The organism is Butyrivibrio sp. NATIVEDY162 (genome assembly GCF_045999815.1).
GTDB lineage: Bacteria > Bacillota > Clostridia > Lachnospirales > Lachnospiraceae > Butyrivibrio.
In genome coordinates, this window is record NZ_CP172573.1 from 191,598 (window position 1) to 212,595 (window position 20,998).

At 39.9% G+C, this 20,998-nt stretch carries 19 protein-coding genes and 1 tRNA gene; 15 read left to right on the forward strand and 5 right to left on the reverse strand.

What is annotated here, in order from left to right:
- The first annotated feature begins 70 nt into the window (after positions 1 to 70).
- Entirely contained in the window at positions 71 to 691 is a 621-nt protein-coding gene (locus ACHCNF_RS00705; RefSeq protein WP_408070887.1) for a 4'-phosphopantetheinyl transferase family protein, read from the forward strand.
- Positions 692 to 879: 188 nt separating this feature from the next.
- Here ACHCNF_RS00705 and ACHCNF_RS00710 read toward each other — a convergent pair whose 3' ends face one another.
- Entirely contained in the window at positions 880 to 1,065 is a 186-nt protein-coding gene (locus tag ACHCNF_RS00710) for an AbgT family transporter (protein WP_408070888.1), read from the reverse strand.
- 249 nt (positions 1,066 to 1,314) lie between these two features.
- A tRNA-Gly gene (locus ACHCNF_RS00715) sits at positions 1,315 to 1,385 on the reverse strand.
- 137 nt (positions 1,386 to 1,522) lie between these two features.
- On the opposite strand from ACHCNF_RS00715, the gene mscL reads away from it, so the two are divergent.
- The 8 genes from mscL (at position 1,523) to ACHCNF_RS00755 (ending at position 11,028) form a co-directional block, all read left to right on the forward strand.
- Entirely contained in the window at positions 1,523 to 2,005 is a 483-nt protein-coding gene (mscL, locus tag ACHCNF_RS00720; RefSeq protein WP_408070889.1) for a large conductance mechanosensitive channel protein MscL, read from the forward strand.
- Between the two features lie 224 nt (positions 2,006 to 2,229).
- Positions 2,230 to 4,053, forward strand: a complete 1,824-nt coding sequence (locus ACHCNF_RS00725) for a cache domain-containing sensor histidine kinase (RefSeq protein ID WP_408070890.1) — start codon at positions 2,230 to 2,232, stop codon at positions 4,051 to 4,053.
- Positions 4,022 to 5,617, forward strand: coding sequence for a response regulator transcription factor (locus tag ACHCNF_RS00730; RefSeq protein ID WP_408070891.1), 1,596 nt, complete (start codon positions 4,022 to 4,024; stop codon positions 5,615 to 5,617). Before ACHCNF_RS00725 ends, ACHCNF_RS00730 begins: the two co-directional genes overlap by 32 nt.
- Before the next feature lie 108 nt (positions 5,618 to 5,725).
- Complete coding sequence (locus tag ACHCNF_RS00735) at positions 5,726 to 6,178, forward strand: hypothetical protein (RefSeq protein WP_408070892.1); 453 nt, start codon at positions 5,726 to 5,728, stop codon at positions 6,176 to 6,178.
- 126 nt (positions 6,179 to 6,304) lie between these two features.
- The gene (locus tag ACHCNF_RS00740) at positions 6,305 to 7,483 is read left to right on the forward strand and encodes a sugar ABC transporter substrate-binding protein (RefSeq protein ID WP_408070893.1); all 1,179 of its coding nucleotides are present in this window, start codon (positions 6,305 to 6,307) and stop codon (positions 7,481 to 7,483) included.
- 98 nt (positions 7,484 to 7,581) lie between these two features.
- Positions 7,582 to 8,529 (forward strand): ABC transporter permease, encoded by a 948-nt coding sequence (locus ACHCNF_RS00745; RefSeq protein WP_408070894.1) that lies wholly within the window; start codon positions 7,582 to 7,584, stop codon positions 8,527 to 8,529.
- A gap of 12 nt (positions 8,530 to 8,541) precedes the next feature.
- Positions 8,542 to 10,038 (forward strand): sugar ABC transporter ATP-binding protein, encoded by a 1,497-nt coding sequence (locus ACHCNF_RS00750; protein ID WP_408070895.1) that lies wholly within the window; start codon positions 8,542 to 8,544, stop codon positions 10,036 to 10,038.
- Positions 10,039 to 10,074: 36 nt separating this feature from the next.
- Complete coding sequence (locus ACHCNF_RS00755; RefSeq protein WP_408070896.1) at positions 10,075 to 11,028, forward strand: ABC transporter permease; 954 nt, start codon at positions 10,075 to 10,077, stop codon at positions 11,026 to 11,028.
- A gap of 353 nt (positions 11,029 to 11,381) precedes the next feature.
- Here the strand turns inward: ACHCNF_RS00755 and ACHCNF_RS00760 are convergent, their stop codons facing one another.
- A complete protein-coding gene (locus tag ACHCNF_RS00760) occupies positions 11,382 to 11,558 on the reverse strand; it encodes a DUF6472 family protein (protein WP_408072170.1) in 177 nt (58 codons plus the stop codon).
- A 23-nt stretch (positions 11,559 to 11,581) separates the two neighbouring features.
- A complete protein-coding gene (locus tag ACHCNF_RS00765; protein ID WP_408070897.1) occupies positions 11,582 to 13,693 on the reverse strand; it encodes a DUF8509 domain-containing protein in 2,112 nt (703 codons plus the stop codon).
- Positions 13,694 to 13,981: 288 nt separating this feature from the next.
- Here ACHCNF_RS00765 and ACHCNF_RS00770 point away from each other — a divergent pair, with 288 nt between their 5' ends.
- Complete coding sequence (locus tag ACHCNF_RS00770) at positions 13,982 to 15,898, forward strand: putative bifunctional diguanylate cyclase/phosphodiesterase (RefSeq protein ID WP_408070898.1); 1,917 nt, start codon at positions 13,982 to 13,984, stop codon at positions 15,896 to 15,898.
- A gap of 39 nt (positions 15,899 to 15,937) precedes the next feature.
- Here the strand turns inward: ACHCNF_RS00770 and ACHCNF_RS00775 are convergent, their stop codons facing one another.
- On the reverse strand, positions 15,938 to 17,212 hold the full coding sequence (locus ACHCNF_RS00775) for a nucleotidyltransferase (RefSeq protein WP_408070899.1): 1,275 nt from the start codon (positions 17,210 to 17,212) through the stop codon (positions 15,938 to 15,940).
- 29 nt (positions 17,213 to 17,241) lie between these two features.
- Between ACHCNF_RS00775 and ACHCNF_RS00780 the strand changes: the two genes are divergently transcribed.
- The 5 genes from ACHCNF_RS00780 to rnc all read left to right on the forward strand — a co-directional run bounded on the left by ACHCNF_RS00780 (position 17,242) and on the right by rnc (position 20,998).
- Positions 17,242 to 18,435, forward strand: coding sequence for an acetate/propionate family kinase (locus ACHCNF_RS00780; protein WP_408070900.1), 1,194 nt, complete (start codon positions 17,242 to 17,244; stop codon positions 18,433 to 18,435).
- Positions 18,436 to 18,557: 122 nt separating this feature from the next.
- Positions 18,558 to 18,740, forward strand: coding sequence for a 50S ribosomal protein L32 (rpmF, locus tag ACHCNF_RS00785; protein ID WP_026660448.1), 183 nt, complete (start codon positions 18,558 to 18,560; stop codon positions 18,738 to 18,740).
- Positions 18,741 to 18,864: 124 nt separating this feature from the next.
- The gene (gene plsX, locus ACHCNF_RS00790) at positions 18,865 to 19,875 is read left to right on the forward strand and encodes a phosphate acyltransferase PlsX (protein WP_408070901.1); all 1,011 of its coding nucleotides are present in this window, start codon (positions 18,865 to 18,867) and stop codon (positions 19,873 to 19,875) included.
- 108 nt (positions 19,876 to 19,983) lie between these two features.
- The gene (gene acpP, locus ACHCNF_RS00795; protein WP_026490933.1) at positions 19,984 to 20,220 is read left to right on the forward strand and encodes an acyl carrier protein; all 237 of its coding nucleotides are present in this window, start codon (positions 19,984 to 19,986) and stop codon (positions 20,218 to 20,220) included.
- 85 nt (positions 20,221 to 20,305) lie between these two features.
- Positions 20,306 to 20,998: a ribonuclease III gene (rnc, locus tag ACHCNF_RS00800; protein ID WP_408070902.1), complete on the forward strand. Its 693-nt coding sequence runs from the start codon at positions 20,306 to 20,308 to the stop codon at positions 20,996 to 20,998.

Consider the following 20,998-nt stretch of genomic DNA (forward strand, 5'->3'; position numbering starts at 1 on the left):
ATAGATACTCCGCATCAGATTTTTAATCTGTGAACAGATACTTTTATAATTAAGCAAGGACATTACTGACATGAGGACACAGGGCGTGGATAATGAAAAAACTCACAAAGTATTTCTGTATAAGATAAATATAAATGAAATTAAAGAAGATGAAGAGACGCTTCTTTTAAATATTGCGCCTCATTATGCAAGGAAATATGAAAAGTGCAAGGTCTATTCTTCTAAAATGCATGAGCTTGGCGCAGGATCACTGCTGGCTAAATATCTTAATATAACTAAGGATGAGCAACTCTTTTTTAACGAGTACGGGAAACCGATGCTAAAAGGAATAAATAAAGAGTTTAGTCTGTCACACAGCGGCGATTATGTTGTACTTGCTATATCAGATATTCCTGTCGGTGTGGATATAGAGCGCATTGACAGGGTTGATCTGCGAGTGCTGGAGCGGGTACTTCCGCCTGCATATTATGAAAAGATCAAAAATGATGATTCTGTAGCAAATAATGCAAAGGAGCTGACTAAATGCTGGACATCTGTGGAGGCTATACTAAAAGCACGTGGTGAAGGTTTTTATATTGATCCCAGAGCAGATGAAAAGTTCATGGAAGGGTGGTTCATTGAAAATAAAAAAGTCGAAGATGATTACATGATAAGTATTGCTTTGGCAGAACCCTTTGAACTTCAAATGTAAATTAAGTTCACAAAATAATCACAGAGTCATCACTTTCTGTTACGATTTTGATAGTAATATATAAACATCAAGAGGAACAAACCTCTTGAAACTCCCTCATAAGAATAGAAAACTTTTCTTCAAACACAAAAAAAGCTGGCGTTTCCGTGACAAGGCGCCGGCTTTTCCCCTGTTTAAATTTAGTAAGATCACAGTAAGGCTGTTACTCCGGGCCCAATAGGTAATCCCAACATCATCCATATTACAAGGAAAATAATCCATGCTATCAGCAGAACTATTCCAATAGGAAGAAGATTTGAAACCATTGAGCCAAGCTTTAGATTCGGATCAAACATATTCTGCCCGGACTTTAATGTAACCCAGAGGTAGGGCATTACAGCACATTTTCAAATTTTGATTTTTTTGTTTCCATGTATTATCCACCGTATTAAAAAATTTTTGACCAATAAACAAAGAAACGTCAGTATTTATGAAAATATTTAATCTACAACTTAAATATAACATGGGAGTATAGTGGACAAATAATGAAAATTTGATAAATTATATTCGCTCTGACATATACACAAAGAATTCTAACCGGTGTTATGAAAATAAAAAAACCTCAACCATACAGGCTGAGGGTAAGCAGAACACGGGAGTCGAACCCGCCTCTTCAGCTTGGGAAGCTGACATACTACCGATGTACTAGTCCTGCGCAAACAGTTAACAAAAAAACATTCGCTTTACAACGAATTAAAAGCGAAAATCTTTATTTATAATACCCAATATGTGGTATAATTTCAAGTGGTTTGAAAAATAGTTTCCAAAAATAAATACGGGGAGGAAAAGACTATGGTAGATAAGGCTAAAGCTTTAGAAAAAAGTAAGGGGTTTGCAAACGAGTTTCGTGAATTCATCATGCGCGGAAATGTTATGGATTTAGCAGTCGGTGTTATCATAGGTGGAGCTTTTCAGGGGATAATCAATTCACTTGTTAATGACATTATTATGCCGGTCATCAGTGCACTTACAGGAGGAATAGATTTTTCCAACTGGTTTATCACACTTGATGGAACACATTACGACTCACTTGCGTTAGCAAAAGAGGCAGGCGCAGCAACACTGAATTATGGTGTATTTATTACTGCGGTTATCAATTTCCTGCTGATGGCACTTGTAATCTTTTGTATAGTGAAATCACTTAATAAGCTCAGTGACAAAGTTAAGAAGGAAAAGGAAGAGGAGGCACCTACTACCAAAATCTGCCCTCACTGCCAGAGCGAGATCAATATCAAGGCTACAAAGTGCCCTTGCTGCACAGCTGATCTTAAATAAGTTAGCGTAATTAAATAAATATTTTGACTATCAAACGGAGGCATATATAAATGTGCTTCCGTTTTTTTGCACAAATTTGGAAACGGAATTTTGGATACCTTTAAAAATATAATGTGATATTATCATTTTACAAAAACTATAATATTTTTACGGAGGCATGAACAAAGGGGAGGTACTTGTCGGGCAACATATATTTTGGGGTGGCCCGATGAGAAAAAAAGGGGATGAAGAAAGCAAAATGGACAATGAGTCAGGCTATTCTTGGACTGGTCGTAGGATGTACGCTCTTTGCGATAATAGCGCAGACAGTGGCGTTTATGATAACATCCGGTAATCAGATCCGAAAGGAAAGCCTTCTTAACAACGATGAAACTCTGCAGCGTATCGAAACGGAGCTGAATTCTTACATTCACAGTCTTACTGTCAAAATGCAGACTATCTACTCTGAAGGAGAGATGCTGTATGACATGCGGTATTCACATGCGAAAAGGCGAAGGCTTATAAATCACTATTTCAAGGCATGGCATCTGTCTGAAAATCGATTTGAAAATTCTGATCAACTGCTTGCGATGTATATTTATGACAATGATAACAAGCTTGTCAGTTCCTGGAGAAAACAACCTTTCAATTATCCAAGAGATTTATATAATACAGATCAGTATGTTAATGTTTCGCATCTCAAAAGCTATATAGAATCAGAGGATTCATCATTGATGCTATCGGGTTACCGTAATGAGTTTGCGCAAAAAGATGTACTGAGATTTTGTATGAAGCTCCATACTTATGATGACGACAGATCGCAGCTTGGTTATCTGGTTTGTGATTTTAATGCGCAAAACTTTGCCGACATAATGAGTAAATATATATCCTCAAGGGATGTCTATGTCTGGCTTCAGCCGGAGGGAGATTCTCCGATTGCAAAGGTTGGAAATACTACGAATGAAGAAAGCCTGATTTTTTCAGAGATAGCAAAGATAATCGCTACAAAGAGCACAGAGTTTCCCAATCTTGAGGATGAGTACGGAGACTTTTATCTTAATGGACGCCCATCTTTAAAATATAAAATGCATATTATGATGCTTACTCCGCAGTCACTGATGCTGCAGACCCAGAGTGCTCTTGTACGGATGCTCATTATAATTGCAGCTATAATACTCCTTGTCACACTTTTCCTGGGGACACTGATATCCGGATTTATCTACAAACCTGTCGGCGAGCTTAGCCGAACCATCATAAAAATTAAAAACGGCGATAAAGAATTCCGGGCAAAGACCGACGGATGGAGTGAAGAATTGATGGTCATGGGCGAAGAGTTTAATGAGATGCTTGATAGAATTCAGAAGATGGTACAGGAGGAATATGAAGCAAAAGTTCTTATGGAACGTACTCAGTACAAGGTCTTACAGGCTCAGATCAATCCACACTTTCTGTACAATACATTGGACACTATGAGCGGCATCGCAGCTTCACAGGATTGCACTCTTGTGAGTGGCTTGTGTCAGTCATTGTCTGCAATTTTCAGATACAGCCTTGATATATCCGATACACAGTCAACATTGCAACAGGAGATGGCACATGTTCGAAACTATTTGTATGTAATGGATGTGCGAATAGGCAGCACCATAAAATATACATATCGGATCGACTCGGATACGCTTACAGATAGCATTCCTAGGATCACTTTGCAGCCTATAGTGGAGAATGCCATTCAGCACGGACTAAGAAAGAGCAGACGAAAAGACAAGGAGCTTATTATTTCTGCAAGGCATAAGGATGGAAAACTTGTAATTACAATAAAGGATAACGGAGCGGGGATGGATGCCGCAGATATGAATGAACAGCTAAAAAAAGCTGAGCTTAGCAGAATAGAAATGGGACGTTCAATTGGAATTATGAATGTGAATGCCAGATTAAAGAGTGCATATGGAACAGGCTATGGGATACACTTCGAGAGCATTGAGGGAGAAGGAACAACAGCAGTTATAAGACTTCCTATCGTGAAAGAGGAGGATGAAAATGGGGACGAAGTACAAGGTATTGTCAGCTGATGATGAATTATGGAGTCGTGAAAATATAAGGAGAATGATACCCTGGGAGGATTATTCCATAGATTTTCTTGAACCTGCCTGCGATGGAGACGAGGTATTGGAGAGAATCCCTGAGGAAAAACCGGACATTGTTATTACTGATATAAACATGCCTTTTCTTAGCGGGCTGGAGCTTTTAAACCGAATCCATACAGATTATCCGGATATCATAACTTTAGCTGTAAGTGGCTATGACGACTTTAAAAAAGTTAAAGGTGTTTTCATGTCGGGTGGAATAGATTATCTGTTAAAACCTGTAAGCAGGGAACAACTGGCATCATCATTAAGTAAAGCTCTTAAGACTTTGGAGGAGAGAAAAGCTGAGATAGCTGTGAAAGAGGATAGCAGGCTCAGAGAAAACTATGTTTCCTCATTTTTAGAGGATGATGAGTTTTCGTCACTTCTAAATGGAAAGCTGTTTAGACCTACAAAGGAATTTCATGTTCCCAGCACAAAGGTATTTTCGGAAATATCAACAATCCTTGTAAAGTTTCACGATGTAGAAGTATTAAAACAGAGCTATGACAAGGATGTACTGAGGATGTCATACGATCTTAAGAAAAAGCTGAGAGAAATCATAGGGAGTGACAACCTGATAGTATTTAATTACACAGATAAGGTTAACGAATTCATAATTGAGTTAAATGCTACGCCCGCAAAATTGCGTTTATATGCGGACAGGATTCTGGAGGCTTTTCCCATTGAGGAGCAGGGACCTGTAACAATAGTCATACATGACAAGGCAAGCTCTCTTGATGACATTGCTACTGTATACAGGGAGATGATTTCTGAACTGGTATTCAGACCATTTGGAAGAAAACATTGCATAATCATATGCAGAGGGACAAGAAAAGCGGCTGATGTCAATAACAGATATACAGGCAGGCTGGAGAACCTTATATCCGGTTATCTTGGGAATCACGATTTGAAACAGGCTAAATACGCGATACTTGAAACAGCCGGACTAAACCGCTGTGATATTGTAGGGTGGACACTTTTGGAGGTGACGCAGTTTATAACCAAAGTTATAAATACAATTGCGGACAGCAATAGCGAAAGTGACCAAAGGACATATGAAGAGGTTCAGGATGCATTAAATTATGGGCTCAGGACTCTGAATAAGGAAATTATACTTGATAATATTGAACTTGCACTTAGTATTGCGACCGAGTCGGGACAGCTTGAGGACAATTCAATAAACAGACAGGTTGAAAATGTACATGATTACATTGAAAAGCACTTTATGGAACATCTTTCACTTTCTGATCTTGCTGATATTTTCTATGTTGAAGCCAGTTATTTATCCAGAAAGTTTTCGCAGAAATACAATGAGACAATAACTGCGTTTATCACAAGGTGCAGGATGGACAGTGCCAAACATCTGATGCTTAATGAAGATAATAAGCTGGAAGTAATATCTTTTGAAGTGGGATATGACGATTACAATTACTTTAGCAGGGTATTTCGCAGATTTGAAGGTGTGAGTCCGACAGAATACAGGAAGAATCTTTTTTCAAAAATGTGATAGTAATATTTTCTAAATCGTGCTAATGATGGAAAAATATAATTGATAAAATTGCTTCGTAAACAAAAAAGTTTACGGAGCTTTTTTATATTTTAGGAGGAGATAAAGGTGTTGGAGATAAAAAATGTCAGGGCTTTAATAGCAGGTGTCGGCATAGCGCTTATGCTTGCTGTCAATGGCTGTGGTGACAGTAAAAATGTATCAATTGATACAAACGACGGGGTGACAAACATTCTTGATTATGTTTCTGTTTCTTTTGACGGAACAAACGGCGAGGGGACGGCGTTTGTGAACGTTGACTATGACGGGATTGAAACTGAGATGGTAGGCGGAAAAGATAAGATAAAGGAACTTGATGAGGTAGAGGACCTTTCAGAGCTTACCAGATATATCAATGCCGTATCTTCAATCTCATTTAGCATAGATAAAAATTCCGGATTGTCAAACGGACAGCAGGTAATTGTATCTGTGTCCTATGATGATACTGCTGCAAAGTCTGCAGGTGTGGTTTTTGGAAATGAAAAAAGCAGGACCTTTGAGGTTAAGGGACTGAAGAAGTAAGCATAACTACGGATTTCACGATATCTCACTTAAACACATCAAAATATATACAGGCACTTATCGGCTCCGCGGATGGCACGGACCGATCCAATACATTTCTAATTTCCAAAGGAGGGTAGCAAATCTATGAAAAAGAATTTAAAAAAGTTGGGAGCATTGCTAATGGCAGGTGTTATGGCATCATCTCTGATAACAGGATGCGGGAAGGCTGCAAGCTCCGGAGATCAGGGTGCAGCTCCGGCTGCAGATTCAGGATCATCGAATATTAAGATTGGTGTTTCAATCTGGAGTTCAACCGATGTTCTTGGAAGCCAGTGTAAAAAAATAGTAGATAAGGCAGCAAAGGCAACCGGTGTGGAAGTACAGTATGTTGACCAGGGCCATGTATCCGAGCAGGTTACTGCATCTGTGGAACAGCTTTGCGCAGCAGGCTGCAAAGGTATCATAATTTGTAACTCGGCAGATTCAGAGATGACTTCTGCAATTAACACATGTACTGAAAACGGTGTTTATATCGCTCAGTTCTTCCGAATCATATCCGAGGAAAACAGCCCTGAAGTATATAAGACAGCATGTAACTCCAAGTACTATGTTGGTGCTGTTCATGAGGATGAGGTAACAAACGGATATACACTTGTTAACCTTCTTCTTGAGAAGGGCGACAGAACTATAGGACTTGAAGCCTGGACAGTTGGTGATGCTACATTCCAGCTTAGATGGCAGGGATATCAGCAGGCAGTTGAGGAGTGGAATTCCGCTCATCCTGATGATCAGGCTACTATGACCGAGCCCGTTTATGCTAATACATCTTCTGAAGAAGGTGCAGCAGCAGCTATGTCACTTTATAACTCAAATCCCGGTATGGATGCACTTATTGTAGCAGGTGGCGGCGGTGATCCTCTTGTTGGTTCAATCGGAGCATATGCTAATGAAGGACTTACAGGCAAAATCGACGTTGTTTCAACTGACTTCCTTGACGACCTTGCAGATCAGCTTAAGTCAGGCGGAATGTTTGCTGAGTCAGGCGGACACTTCTGTGATCCTCTGTTTGCATTCTATCTTGTACTCAATGCGGTTAAGGGCAACTATGTGAAGGAAGAGGGCACCTTCGGATATGAGATTCTTTTCCCGTATCTGTATGTATCATCTCCTGATGATTATGCAAACTATGAGAAGTATTTTGTTAAGGATGATCCTTACACAGATGAGGAGCTTGCGGAGATGGCCGGATACAGCTTTGACGAACTCAACAAAGCAGCTTCCAATCTTTCAATTGACGATGTTATAACCCGTCACAGCAACTAAAAGTATGTTATAAGAACTACTTGGATAAGCCGTATTTCCTGCCATCCAGGAGATACGGCAATCCTTTGGGATAGGAATAACTCTTACGGGAGGATTGTATGAATAAGTTTCAAAAATTCAGACAGAGTCAATGGTATGGGATGCTTCTTCTGGTTCTGATAGCTTTTGCATTCTGGGCTTTTTTTAAGGTACTTGCACCCCAGACCTTCGGAGATTTTAATAAACTCCAGACCTATTTAAAGACCGCTCTGTACTATGCAGTTGGCGGCTGTGGATTATATTTTATCTGCGTAATGGGACCTTTTGATATGAGTGTCGGCGCAAACATCGTATTGTCTTCGGTGCTTGCAGTTAATATGAGTGAACGCTTCGGTTATGCGGGACTCCTGATTGCTCCCATGATAAGCGGAGTGCTTGTGGGTCTCCTGAACGGACTTGTATATATTAAATTCAGAATTTCATCACTTATCGTTACGGCGGGACTTTCCCTTGTTTATGAAGCACTATCAATTTTTGCAACAAATGGTAAGGAAGCCATTTTAGCTACTCAGTACAGAGCTTTCGGCGATTACCCGGGTAACCTTATCCTGGCGCTTATGGCATTTTTCCTCTGCGGTTTTATCCTCAAGTATACCAAAATAGGAACATATACCTATGCCATAGGATCAAACGAAGTTGTTGCGAAAAACATGGGCGTAAACGTAGACAGATATAAGGTTGTTGCTTTCGTGCTTTGCGGTTTTTTTGTTGGTGTTGAATCGATACTGACAATATCCTACGGAACCTCAATGACCAGTGCATCCAATCTTGCATCCATGAGTCGTAACTTTCCGCCTCTTATGGGGACGTTTTTTGGCCTGGCTTTTAAAAAGTACGGGCATCCTGTTATTGCAATAGTTGTTGGCGAATTTATTATACAGCTCCTTTTCCAAGGCTTTGTTGCTCTTGGGGCACCGACAACAGTTCAGAATATAGTAACCGGTATAGTACTTCTTGCGATAGTAACCATGACTATTAAGCCTGTCAAAGGCGCAGTTGTTAAGTAAAGGAGGAGAGACATGAGTGAAGTTTTGCTTCATGCCGAGAAAATCGACAAGAATTTTGGTGTTACCCATGCCATCGATCATGTCACTCTCGACTTTTATAAAGGAGAGGTACATGCACTGATAGGGGAGAACGGTTCAGGTAAATCCACTTTTACATCCTGCCTTACTGGAATTTATCACAAGGATTCCGGAACCTTTACATTAAATGGAAAAGAAGTTCATGCAAAAAACCAGGTAGACGGAAACTATCAGGGCGTTGCCATTATAGTTCAGGAGATAGGAACTCTTTCGGGATTGACTGTTGCAGAGAATATCTTTTTGGGAAAAGAAAAGGAGTTTACAAGCTTTTGTGTTAAAAATACAAACGCTATGAACAGGAAAGCCCAGGAGCTTCTTGATTCTTATGGCTTTAACTATATAAAGGCAACTGATGTGATCGATAAATACAATTTTGAGGACAGGAAGCTCATCGAGATTGTAAAAGCTACACATTTTAAGCCGGAAGTTCTTGTTGTTGATGAGACAACAACAGCTCTTGGAGAGAAGGGCAGAAAAGAACTTTTTAAGGTTATGAAACAAACTAAAGATGATGGAAGATGTGTCATTTTTATATCCCATGATCTTGAGGAAGTTATAGAACAGTCAGATACCATAAGCGTTCTCAGGGATGGTGTTCTGATCGATACAGTAAAAAGCAGTGAGGTCGACCCGGATGCTCTGAAAAAGCTTATGGTTGGCCGTGAGATGAGTAACAACTATTACAGAACAGATTATGGTACAAAAATATCTGACGAGGTTGTTTTGACAGGTGAGCATCTGTCGGTGCCCGGTGAAATAGAGGACTTTAGCATAGAACTTCACAAGGGAGAGATCATAGGAATCGGCGGATTGTCGGAGTGCGGAATGCATGAAGTGGGTAAGGCACTTTTTGGAGCATCCTATGACAGAGAGGGCAGCGTATATCTGGCTGACGGAACAGAAATAAATGACATAAAGACAGCTATTGATAACAGCATAGCCTATGCATCCAAGGATAGAGATAATGAGTCGCTTGTAATAAATGATACTATTCAGGATAATATTTGCCTGCCATCATTGGAGGAACTTAAGAAAAATCATATACTTCATGCAAAGGATGAAAAGGCCTTTGCTGAAAAATATGCAAAGCAGATGAGCACAAAGATGGAGGGAGTGCATCAGTTCATGTCAGCTTTGTCAGGAGGCAACAAGCAGAAAGTTGTACTTGCGAGATGGATAGGTAAGAATTCAGATATTATTATCCTGGATTCTCCGACGAGGGGCATAGATGTCAAGGTTAAGGCCACTATCTACCAGATGATGAGTCATATGCGAAAGGATGGTAAGTCTATAATCATGATATCCGAAGAAATATCGGAATTACTTGGAATGGCCGATCGAATTATTATTATGAAAAACGGAAAGCAAAGTGGCGAGTTCGAAAGATCTGAGGATCTTAAGGACACAGACCTCATAGCGAAGATGGTATGACTTAAGACAACAATTATCGTTTGTAGAGGAGGTTGTATGGAAAACGGTAAAAAAGTAGCAGTTCCTTTTATGGAACGTGCAATAGTCAGAAATATAATGCCCTTTGCGGGTTTTATATTTATTGTAGTTTTGTTTGCGGTATTGACAGGAGGTCAGCTCTTTACTGCAGGAAATCTTAAGCTTTTACTGTCGCAGTCATATGTGCTTTTGATTTCATGTGTGGGAGTCTTCATGGTAATGACCATGGGAGGACTTGACTTCTCACAGGGCTCAATGCTTGGTGTGTGCTCTGTTGTTGTCTGCTTTTTGTCAAATTTTAATATTGTGCTTGCGGTTTTGTGTGGCGTTCTGACAGGCGGAGTAATAGGACTTGTGAACGGATTTTTCAATGTAAAAAGAAAGATTACATCATTCATTGTTACCATATGTAACATGTATCTTTTGAGAGGAATAGTTGCATATGCAACAACAAAAACTCCGGTATATGGTGTTTCAAATATCACATCTTATAATACAATGCCTTTTAATCTGACATTTACATTGATAATCCTTTTATTGGCCTTTGCGGCATTTCAATACACAGGGCTTGGGAACAGATTGAAAGCCATAGGAGCTGGAGAAACTGCTGCCAGATTTGCCGGTGTGAGAGTCGATAGAACAAAGATGCTCATCTATATGGCTGCGGGAATGATCACAGGCCTTGCTGCATTTATTAATAGCATAAAGGTAGGCTCAGTAACATCTACCGCAGGTAATCAGCTTGAGACCCAGATAATGATAGCACTTGTCCTTGGAGGAATGCCTGTAAACGGTGGAGCCAAGGTGAAGTTTTACAATATTATACTTGGTGCACTTACTTATAAAATTCTTACTGCGGGACTTGTAATGCTCGGAATAGAACCTAAGACGCAGCAGCTCATAATGGGAATAGTGTTCCTTATCATGGTAGCAGTCTTTGCCGACCGCGAAACCGGCATGATAGTAAAGTGATCGAAGCCCCTTCACTATTTCTGCCATACAGACTAATAAATCAGATGTAATGTCATGTTTTAGACGTACAGGTTTAACCATCAAAAGAACTGTAAATAATAATGCCATGTCTTAGACGTACAGTTTTAAACATCAAAAAATATAAATAATAATGCCATGTCTAAGACGTACAGGTTTAAAAATCAAAAAAAATAATAATGCCATGTCTTAGACGTATAGGTTTAAACATCAAAAAAGTAGTAAAAAATATGAAAAAACAGTCCGCCGGGATATATATGCAATTTTGATCGATTATAAGCTTGCTTAACGAGAGCAAAATTGCATATATATCCCGGCGGACGTCCTATCACCAATTACATTTGATGCTTTACTACCTCGTACTCATTATTGTTGCGGAAATAAGGACATTCACTTTTGGAGCTTCCCATCAGCCTTGCGTAGTCATCCTCATCCATATCAACACTGCAGTAGTAGGCTTCATCATCTTCGTCATACTCATAGTAAGTACATTCATCGCAGTGCATTTGCATAAACAAAAATCCTTCCTGACATATTATTTCTTAAGATGCTCATACTGATCTTTCAGAACCTGCGGCACTTCGAAGCCATCATTCTGGATGCGTCTTATCATGTTGGAAATAGGACGCATTAGACCATTCATATGCGCAGTATATTTCTTAATAAGCTCTCCGTATTGAGGATTATCGGCAAACTTTTCTCTGAGCTCGGCTGAGAACGGGCAGTAGGTGAAGATAATCTCTCTTGAAATCTTATTAAGGCGTGGTGACTGATTGGCTTCAAATTTAATATAACTCATATATTCGGAAACAAACAAATTCTTGTAGTTATTGTTATATTTTTTTAAATCAGTTCTGAGCTTCTCTTTCATTTCTGTAGAAAGAGAGTGGTTCTTTTTGTAGAATTGTAAGTAATCACAGTACATTGAAGTGAGGGACGGGTCAGTTACATCATTCCAATGTACACCCTGAATTGTCTTACACATTTCCCATCTGAATTCGCCGCATAGACGTATCATAACATCTTCAAAGGTTTCTGTGTTAAAAATCGAGATGATAAATCTTGCAGGAGTGGTCCTCTTTTTGCCTTCAATTTCCTGCCATAGGGATGCGCGGCTTCCCATATTTGGCATAAGTATCATGTAGGGTGTGATATCTTCATCAATAAAGGCCTGATTTACACCGATTTCCGGGTCTGAAAAGATGCTTTGTCTGCAGAACAGGGAAAAATCAATGCTGCGTATATAGTCATAAAAGCTGTTTACTTTTTCGGTATTTACATATGAGGCGTCCAGAGGTCGTATCACATTTTCAGCATCAAAAACAGGAACGAAGGTCGATGGCCTCCCAAAGCTCATTCTGTTTCCGAGAGCAAGAAGATTTTTAACCTCAAATTTAAGCCTCTCAAGAGGATCGAGTTTCATTTCCTCCATCTGATCTTCGGTGATGTCGCCATTTGTTTTCAAGGAACGAAGAGCGGTGAAATAATCCTCGTCGAACTCATTTCGTGAGGGTTCAAGCTCCATGTCATATATTTTCTTTAACCATTCGTAAATAGTTAACACACGGCCTTCGGGATCAGGCTTATAGGTTTTCATTAAGGCATAAAGCTGTCTTGTGTTTTCAAGACCGGCGAGGTCCTCATCTACAAAACCGAACATCAAAAACATCATAACTTCTGAAGGGACTAATGGGTCTCTCAGACTGCGAAGAAAAGCAGAGGTGTAAATTGTGTAATAATCCTTGGACACGCTTCGCCTCAGGGCTCTGCTCTCATCAGAGGTATCATATCTGCCGGGAGTGCTTTTAAACTCTTTTATAACATTGCGGAAATTCTCTGTAGCAGCTTCATCTGCGTCAGCATAGTGAAGAATGGTATTGAGTGCATCTTTAATATCAATATCAGTTGTAGCGCCTTCGGAGCCATTTCTTTTCATGTCATCTGATTTAGCACGTATAAGCTGCATGGACTGACGATATCTGGCAGTCTGTTTCTGGAAATTCCGCTTATATTCTGTGAGCTGTTCCCTGCAGGCTGCGGTAAAGGAAATGGCTTCAATTGCATACATAATAAGCCCGTTCGCAATGTCGGGAGACCTGACATAACATGTCTTTTTCATTATTTCTTCATTGCTGTTTAAGGAGCGAAAGAACTTATCCTGCCAATCGGATAAAGCCTGAGTTTTCACAGGTGGTTTGATGCCATCAAGCTCAGGGAAGTCTTCAACCTCCATACCTACAGATATTGCCATCATCGGATAATCGGCAAGATCTGTATCGAGCTGATTGTACTCGGCGAGCACACGCTCATAATCCTCATTGTATTTATCCAGGCTCAGTACAGCGGTTTTTATGGTCTGTGCAGCCAGAATCGGAGATATTTTGGGATTTGAAGCGACAATTTTGAAAACATCATCGATTGAAGTGAAGGGATAAGAGAAGACCGATGTCTCTTCAAGAGCAGTATATGTATAAGTATAAGTTGAACCCGGATGCTCGGGAGCACCTAAAATTCCACCGATTCCTATGGATATGGATTCACCGTCAATTGCAATGGAAACGGAACCCTTTACCACGATTTCAAGAGTCTCAACCTTGTCGCCTGCTTTGTGAAGGATCTGATTCTGATTAAGAGTTATAAGCCCCATAGCGCTCCTTTTTCACCTAAAAAAGTGCAAAAATATCCCATCAAAACGAAATGTACTTATATGGACATTATAGACGATTTTTTGATAGCAATTTATTAAAGTTTGGTAAATATATTTCAAAATCATTAGAAAAAACTTGCTATCAATCAAAAAACACCTTGAAAAAAATATTTTGGGATAATATATTATAGATGGAGGAGAGATGATGTACCTGATGGGGGACATCATCTCTTTTTATTTATTTTTGGAAAAATCCAGTGAAAAATCACTTTTACCAGAGGAATTGCTATGCAGTTTTCTTATCAATTTGATGTTGCAGGTATTATGGTAATCATTACCAGTTTAATATGTGCATGGATTCGTCCGAAACTCATGAAAAATTTCGGACACAGTTTAAAGCTTCTTATTCTTGGCGCCATTGGTTACAACATTCTGGATTCTTTGACTGTTATTTTGCTAAAGATAGCAAATCCGGCTACATATTACGTCACTTATGTGACACTTATTGCATATTTTTGCGTATTATATTTTATACCATACAGCGCAACCAGATATTTTTATGAATTATGTGGTGAGTTCGGCAAGAAGAGTTTGATGAATGCCGGGCTTATTGTTATGCTGTTTTTTGCTGTCTTTGGCAACATATTCTTTAACATGTTCTTTTCACTTGATAAAGAGACCATGATATATGAGCAGGGATTTGGACTGCCGGTGACATTTGTATATTTTCTCATGTGCTCTGGTATGGTCGGTGTATGTGCTTTCAGACATCAGAGATATCTTGGCATTATCAGAAAAAGACTGCTATTTACTGTATTTGGAATTACAGTATTCAATCTTTTGTATCAGGCATTTTTTCCTGAACAATCACTTACGGGACTAATAATTGCACTTGCAGTTGCGATGACTATCGTAGTATTTTGCTTTATTGATGTAACGGTTGATGAGCTTACGGGATTAAATAACAGAACCGGATTTGTGCGCGCCTGTGACGAGCTGATGCATAAACAGAACATGTCAGGCTATGCCATGGTTAAAATTCAAGTATATCATATGCAGGAGCTCAATGAGAGAACCGGCATGGAAAATGGTGACAGGGTTCTTGCGGTTCTGGCAGAAAATATTCAGAAGTGCGTTGATGGCGCTAAGAAAAAGGCAGTATGCGGCAGAATAGGCGGTGATACCTTTGCTATTCTCACAGAAGAAGAGGTGTCGATAAACACTATTAAAAACATGGATCTGTCTGATGCTGTCAGGAATCCTCTGACAGGTCTAGATTACGCTGTGTCTTTTTATGCAGGCGTTTACAGACTTGAAGAAGGTGACAATGACACAGATAAAATGCTGGATCATGCAGGTTATGCTCTTAAGTGGGTTTCCGGTAATTTTAAGACCAATGTTGCATTCTATGACGCTGATATCAGACTTGAGGATGAACACAGAAAATCGGTTGAGCAGCGTGTAAGAGGTGCTATGCTGGACAGAGAGTTTAAGGTTTATCTGCAGCCGGTATGTGATACGATGTCTCGCCGCAGAGTCAGTGCAGAGGCACTTGTCAGATGGATTGATTCCAAGAACCAGATGATCAATCCTGGGGATTTTATTCCTATTTTGGAAAAGAACGGCTTCATTACAGAACTGGATCTCTATGTGCTCGAAGAGGTTTGCAGAACCCTCCGCGAATGGATGAATCAGGGGCTGGAGGTTGTTCCTGTTTCGGTTAATTTTTCCAGAGTTGATGTTGACCATCATGGAATCGTTGAGGAAATAGTAGAGATTGTTGATAAGTATGAAATCGATCACAGTCTTATTAAAATAGAGCTGACAGAGAGCGCATTTAATGACAATATGGAAAGTATTATCAATATGCTCAATAAGCTCCGTGAGCAGGGCTTTATCATCATGATGGATGATTTTGGCAGCGGATACTCAAACCTCAATATGTTTAAGGATATGCCGGTTGATATAGTAAAGATTGATATGTATTTCCTGAGAAATATTGAAAACAGTGAGAAGGGTATGATAGTTCTCGAATCAGTTGTTCAGATGGCAAAACGCCTTGGTCTTAAAATTGTTGTGGAAGGTGTGGAGACTCAGGAACAGTATGATTACATAAGAAAGCTTCACTGCGAAATGATACAGGGCTTCTACTTTGCAAAACCTATGCCGTCAGAGGTTTTTCCGGATCAGGTTACTGCAGGCTGAACCTAAAATAGATTCAAAGCATGAACTAAAAAATCACAGTCATATTATAACAGGAGGCTTTGCATATTCGTTTATGGAAGTATGGCCCTGTACGAGATCATAAATATTTGATGCTGATATGGTTTCGCTAAGAAGCATATACGAAGCTTTATCAAGTGCCTTATATGCGTCTGACAGCGTAGAAATAACAGGAATGCAGGAGCATTCCTTTATTTTTTTCATAAGAGGTGAAGCATTTTTGTTAAATCCGAGAATTCTGGCATAAGCAGAAAAAGCACTGCGGTCAGCGGTATACAGCTCAAGGTTTTTAGTTGTCATTCCCAGAAGAATGTGTAAAAGAGAGCGGCTTATCCTTGTATACGTAATATCCTTGGATTTAAGCTTCATAATGAAGTCTGAAAACGAGGAAAAACTATTTAGATTTCCAATTATTTTATCTGAAAAGTCCTCTGTAACATCAAGATAATCCGAAAAGCCCTCATTTTTTCCAAGTAATAATTTATAGTGCAAAAGCTCTGAAAAATCATCAAGGGAAGTATAGGTTAATTTGCCGCTTTTATCCAATTCAAGAAGATATTCACAAGCAGCCAGGGGGAGTCTTGATAATGCATCTTCCTGTGATAAGGAAACAGCTGTGGCACTTTTGTCACATTTAACATTTTCAAGTACGGCTCTTATAGCTTTGGCAGAAGCGTAATATTCTGAGTCAGAACCAAGATTTACATCATCATAACCGGCTCCGACTCTTTTTATAGTATAAGGCTCTATCGTGCTATGCTGTAAAATAAGAGCTTTTATATACTCGATTCCAAGAATATCATTGGGATTTGTAAGTAGTGAAAAAGTATCACTTTCTTTGCCAAGATGATCGGAAAGAGCGGCAGATCTTGCGGCAGGATAATTCATTCCTTTCTTAATGTTCTTTTTTATAAGAACTGAAAACTCTTTGGGCTCATTTACAAGAATCCCGGCAACTTTTTTCATGTAGTCCGTGCTTCCGGATTCAGAGCCAAAGCCAAGGAAGTCTATACAGTTTAATCCATTTAGTATGGAAATGGCACCTTGTGCGAAAAATTCTGCGCTGGATGTGCTATAATAAATGGGCAACTCTAATACAAGGTCTGCTCCGCACATGAGAGCCATTTTTGTTCTTGTATACTTATCAAGGATTGCAGGAGCACCGCGCTGAGTGTAATCACCACTCATTACAATGACAGCATAATCGGACCCGGTCTCTTTTTTCAGAGTACGGATCAGGTATTCGTGTCCCTTGTGGAAAGGATTAAATTCAGCTATAATTCCTACAGTCTTCATAAAAAATATATTATCATGGAGGTTTCATAATGAAAATACTGGTTATCAATTGTGGAAGTTCATCACTGAAATTCCAGCTTATTGATTCAGAGACAGAGAAGGTTTTAGGTAAGGGTATTTGTGAGAGAATCGGCATCGACGGTAGGATAGTATTTACTCCCGGTGATGGCGATAAGATTACAAATGATACGGCTATTCCGGATCACAACCGTGCAATTGAGCTTGTTATCGAAGCTCTTACAAACAAGGATACAGGTGTTATCGCTTCTCTTGATGAAATTGGTGCTGTTGGACACAGAATTGTTCACGGTGGGGAGAAGTTCACTAAGTCAGTTGTTATAGATGAGGAGGTTATCAAGGCTATCGAGGAAGTTTCGGATCTGGCTCCTCTTCACAATCCTGCTAACCTTATTGGTATAAGAGCCTGCCAGAAGGCAATGCCGGGAGTTCCCATGGTTGCTGTATTTGATACAGCTTTCCATCAGACAATGCCTGAGGAGGCCTATCTCTATGGCATTCCATTTTCAATGTATCAGAAGTATAAGATCCGCAGATACGGTTTCCACGGAACAAGTCATTCATATGTCAGCAAGAAAGCTGCTGAGATGCTTGGCAAGGATTACGGCGAGCTTAAGACGATTGTATGCCACCTTGGAAACGGCGCATCAGTATCAGCTGTTAAAAACGGCAAGTGCGTAGATACATCAATGGGTCTTACTCCACTTGAAGGGCTTATCATGGGAACCAGAAGTGGTGATATTGATCCTTCAGTAGTGGAATTTATTATGAAAAAAGAGGGCTGTGATGTAGCAGAGGCTGAGAATATTCTCAACAAGAAGTCAGGTGTTTACGGACTTTCCGGAGATGTATCCTCTGATTTCAGAGATCTTGAGGACGGCTACAACAACGGCGATGAGGGCTGCATCCGTGCTATCAATACATTCTGCTACAGAGTAGCAAAGTATATCGGATCCTATGCTGCAGCAATGGACGGAGTTGATTGCATATGCTTTACAGCAGGTGTGGGAGAGAATGGACCTCTTGTCAGAAACATCATATGTGACAGACTTGGATTCCTTGGCGTTAAACTGGATAAGGAAGCTAATGAGGTTCATGGAAAAGAGAAGGTTGTATCAACACCTGATTCAAAGGTTAAGGTACTTGTGGTTCCTACAAATGAGGAGCTTGCTATTGCCAGAGACACTAACGAACTTTGCAAGTGATGAATTAATAATTTTTTCATTGACAATACGCAAATTAGTGCATATAATAGCAAGAGTGTGTTGACAAATGCAAATGACCATTTATGGTTCATGATATGAACGCTGTAAGGAGGTGTTACCGAATGTCTATCTGCCCTAAGAATAAGTCTTCTAAGGGTCACAGAGACCAGAGAAGAGCAAACTGGAAAATGACTGCTCCCACACTGGTTAAGTGCAGCCACTGTGGCGCGCTTATGCAGCCTCACAAGGTATGCAAGAAATGTGGCTATTACAACAAGAAGAGCGTTGTAACAAACGAAGATTGATAATTATTTAGATCTTATCAAACCCGAGACTTTGTAGTCTCGGGTTTGTTGCTTTTTGTGGCTTTTTTTAGTAAACTCTTTTGTGGATGTTTTTATAAAATAACAAATTACTTGGGGAGTGAAGATGGCTGATTTAGTAAGAGTTGCGGTTGATGCAATGGGAGGAGACAACGCACCTTTTGAGATTGTCAAGGGAGCGGTTGACGCTTTGAATGAGTCCGACAGACTTAAGATTTTTCTTGTCGGGAAGGAACAGATAGTAAAGGATGAACTTTCTAAATACACGTATGACGCGGACAGAGTGGAAGTTGTTAATGCCGAAGAAGTTATAGAGATGGCTGAGCCTCCGGTTATGGCTATTAGAACCAAGAAGGATTCTTCAATAGTTAAGGCTATGTTTCTTGTAAAACATGGTGAATGCGATGCATATGTTTCTGCAGGAAGCACAGGTGCCACACTTGTCGGCGGACAGGTTATTATCGGAAGGATCAAGGGAGTTGAGAGATCACCGCTTGCACCGCTTATTCCTACTCAAAATGGAGTATCACTTTTGATAGACTGTGGGGCCAACGTTGATGCGAGACCTTCTCACCTTGTTCAGTTTGCCAAGATGGGCTCTGTTTATATGGAGAACTTCTGTGGGATTAAGAATCCGAGAGTCGGTATAGTAAATATCGGAGCAGAGGAAGAAAAGGGCAATGCACTTGTAAAGGAAACATTTCCGCTTCTGAAGAACTGTCCGGATATCAATTTCATTGGCTCTGTTGAAGCAAGAGATATTCCACAGGGTGTTGCCGATGTTATAGTATGCGAGGCATTTACCGGCAACGTGGTTCTTAAGATGTATGAGGGTGTTGCAACTACACTTCTTAAGGTTGTTAAGCAGGGGCTTATGAGCAATCTTCGTGCTAAGATTGGCGGACTTCTGATAAAGCCTACTCTTAAAAAGGTCCTTAAAGCTTATGATATGGATCAGTACGGCGGAGCACCAATGCTTGGCCTTCAGGGACTTGTTGTTAAGACTCATGGCAGCGCAAAAGCTGTAGAAGTTAAGAACAGTATTTTGCAGTGTGTAACATTTAAAGAACAGGACATTGCAGAGAAAATCAGAGAAGCTGTTACTGCTGATTCATAATAAAAGAATATTTACAGAAAGTACTTGTAATGATACTGTAAATCGTATTATAGTTTTAGAACACAGATTTAAATCTGTGAATTCGTTTTATAAAGGAATGGAGAAGTTATGGAATTCGAGAAGCTTAAGGAAGTTATTGCCAATGTACTCAATGTTGATGTGAATGAGATCACTATGGACTCAACCTTTACTGATGATCTCGGTGCTGATTCACTTGATGTTTTTCAGATCATCATGGGAATCGAAGACGAATTTGATGTAAAAATTGATGCAGAGCTTGCTGAGAAGATCTCAACAGTCGGTGAAGCGGTTGAACTTCTTAAAAAAGCCAGAAATGAAGGCTGATCTATAAAATAGTTTAGAAGTTAAGGTGGTATGAGGCAGGGTTTGTTATGCTCTGCATCATATCATTTTTTATAAGGAGACAACTATGATAGGCGATAAAGAACTTGATGAATTACAAAATAGCATCGGATATCATTTTAAAAATAGCAATCTGTTACTTCAGGCTTTGACACACAGCTCATATGCTAACGAACAGAAGATCAACAAGCGCGGTGATTATGAGAGACTTGAGTTTCTTGGCGATGCTGTGCTTGAACTTATTTCAAGTGACTACTTATATAATAAATACCCTGATAAAAAAGAAGGTGAGATGACTAAAATGAGGGCTTCCATGGTATGTGAGCCTGCTCTTGCTTACTGTGCTGCCGAGATTCATCTTGAGCAGTATCTTATTCTTGGAAAGGGTGAGGAAGCTACAGGCGGACGCCACAGAGAGTCTATTATTTCAGATGTTATGGAGGCGATTATCGGGGCTATATATCTTGACTCCGGAATTGATGCTGCCAGAGCTCATATTGAGAAATTTATTTTGAATAACCCGGAAGAAAAGCAGATCTTCTACGACAGCAAGTCGGTCCTTCAGGAAATGGTACAGAAGGATAGTGCGTTAGAGCTTCGCTATGAAATATGTGGCGAAAAAGGTCCCGAACATGATAAAATATTCGAGGCTGCGGTTTTCGTGGGAGATAAAAAATTGGGAGAGGGGTCAGGAAGGACCAAAAAGTCGGCCGAGCAGAAGGCTGCGTATCAGGCAATCCTGGAATTGAAAAAAGAGTAA